This is a genomic window from Streptomyces sp. OfavH-34-F, from assembly GCF_022347745.1.
Taxonomy (GTDB): Bacteria; Actinomycetota; Actinomycetes; order Streptomycetales; family Streptomycetaceae; genus Streptomyces.
On record NZ_JAKRGC010000552.1, the window covers coordinates 1 to 2,221 of the forward strand.

Below are 2,221 nucleotides of genomic sequence, written 5' to 3' on the forward strand. Positions count from 1 at the left end.
GGCCGGCGCGGGCGTGCCCCGCCAGCGGCAGACCGAGCGGGGCCCGGTGCTCCGGGTCGGCGAGGGGGACGTGGCCGCGCTCCGGTCGGTCGCCGAACTGTTCCGCACCCTGGACCACGCCTACGGCGGCGGGCACGCCCGGCAGGCCCTCGTGCGGTATCTGGAGCACGAGACGGAACCGATGCTGCGCGGCACGTACGGGGAGGCGACCGGACGGCGGCTGTTCGCGGCCGCCGCCGACCTGACCAGGCTGGCCGGCTGGACCTCGTACGACATCGCGGCGCACGGGCTCGCCCAGCGCTACTTCGTCCAGGCGCTGCGGCTCTCCCAGGCGGCCGGCGACCGGGCCTACGGCAGCTACGTCCTGATCACCATGAGCCGCCAGGCGGTCTACCTCGCGCACGGCCGGGAAGCGGTCCAGCTGGCGCGGGTCGCCCAGCAGGGCATCGGATCGGCCGCACCCCACACCGTCCTCGCCCTGCTGCACGCGGTGGAGGCGCGCGGGCACGCGGTGCTCGGCGACGCCAAGGCGTGCACGGCCTCCCTCGCCCGGGCCGAGCGCGCCCTGGAGACCGCCCGCCCCGGCGACGAGGTGCCGCACTGGGCGCGCCACTTCGACGAGGCGCAGCTCGCCGACGAGTTCGGGCACTGCCACCGCGACCTCCAGCAGTACCGGACCGCCGCCCAGTACGCCGAGCGCGCGCTCCAGCTGCGGGCCCCCGCGTACGCCCGGAGCCGGCTGTTCTGCCGGGTGGTGCTGGCCTCCGCCCGGCTGGGGCTCGGGGAGCTGGACCAGGCGTGCCGGCTGGGCGCGGAGGCCGCCCAGCAGGCGGCCGAGATGCGTTCCGTGCGCGCCGCCGAGTACGTCCGGGACTTCGAGCGGCGCCTCGAACCCTTCCGGGACGCCGCCGCCGTCCGCGGCTACCGCGAGCGGGTCGCGGCCCTGGGCTGAACCGCGCTCAGGCCGCCTCGGGCAGGGCCTGGGCCGGTCCGTGGGCCGGGCGCACGCCCAGGTCGTGCAGGATCGAGGCGGCGGCGCGGGCGCCCGAGGCCAGGGCCCCCTGCACGGTGCCGGTGTCGCGGTGGTCGCCGCACACGTAGAGGCCCGCGAGGACCCGGACCGGCCGCTGCGGGTCGTGCGGCGCCGGCATCGCGGGCACCGCCTCCGGGTCGTGGTGGGCGGCCAGCAGCTCCCAGCCGCCGGTGGGCACGCCGTACAGCGCGGCGAGATGGGCGCGGACGGTGCGGTCGAGGTCGTCGGGCGGGGCGCCGAGGACCGTGGAGCTGATCAGCGTCCGGCCGCGCGGGGCCCGGGCCGGATCGACCGCGCTCATCACGGCGGTGTGGGCGACCGGGCCGGACCGGTCGGCGTCCAGGAGCAGCGAGGCGCCGGTGGGCGGCGGCTCCGGCGCGGTGTGGTGGAGCACGGTCACCGGGTGGAAGGACGGCAGGCGCAGCCCCGGCAGCAGCTCGGCCGCCGCGCTCGCCCCGGTCGCCACCAGCAGGGACCGGCACGCCAGTTCGCCGTGCTCCTTGGTGCGGACGGAGGTGATGTCGGCGGATGTGACGTGCACCCCGGTGCGCACGGTGCCGGGCGGGAGGGAAGCGGCGAGGAGCGCCGGCAGCGTCCCCGCACCGCCTTCCGGTACACACAGCCGCCCGCTCGCGTAGGAGCGCAGGGCGAGGTCGGCGCACCGGCTGGAGGTGGTGAGGTCCGGGTCGCTGAGCAGCGCGGTGAGCAGCGGGCGAACGAAGCCGTCGAGCGTACGGGCGGACAGCCGGTCCGACAGGGCGTCCAGCGCGGCGCGTTCGGGCCGGGCGAGGAGGCGGGCCGGGGGTGTGGCGGCGAGCCGGGCGAGGGCCGCGCCGAGCCGGGCGTGGTCGTGCTGGCCACCGGGGTGGAACCGCTCGGGGTGTACGGGGAGCAGCTGCTGCCCCTCGCCCCGCTGCCCGTACCCGGCGACGCGGGCGACGGCGGACAGGACCCGCACCCCGTGGCGTCGGTGGCGCTGTTCGCGCGGCGGGCGCGGGACGCCGACCCGTCGTTCGCGCTGACCCCGGAGAACGCGGCGGCCGTGGCGGAGATCTGCACCCTGCTCGGCGGGCTGCCGCTCGCCCTGGAACTCGCCGCCCTGCGCCTGCGGTTGCTGCCCCCGCACCTGCTGGCGGCCCGGCTGCGCGGGCGGACCACCGCCCTGGCGGGCGGCCCGGTCGACGCGCC

General features: G+C 78.3%; 3 pseudogenes. 2 read left to right on the top strand and 1 reads right to left on the bottom strand.

Features of this window, described 5'->3' with window-relative positions:
* Positions 1-952: pseudogene (locus tag MHW47_RS34765) on the top strand (regulator); the annotation flags it as partial.
* 7 nt (positions 953-959) lie between these two features.
* Here the strand turns inward: MHW47_RS34765 and MHW47_RS34770 are convergent.
* Positions 960-1,962 (bottom strand): annotated as a pseudogene (locus MHW47_RS34770) (FAD-dependent oxidoreductase); the annotation flags it as partial.
* 32 nt (positions 1,963-1,994) lie between these two features.
* Between MHW47_RS34770 and MHW47_RS34775 the strand changes: the two are divergent.
* Positions 1,995-2,221 (top strand): annotated as a pseudogene (locus tag MHW47_RS34775) (LuxR family transcriptional regulator); the annotation flags it as partial.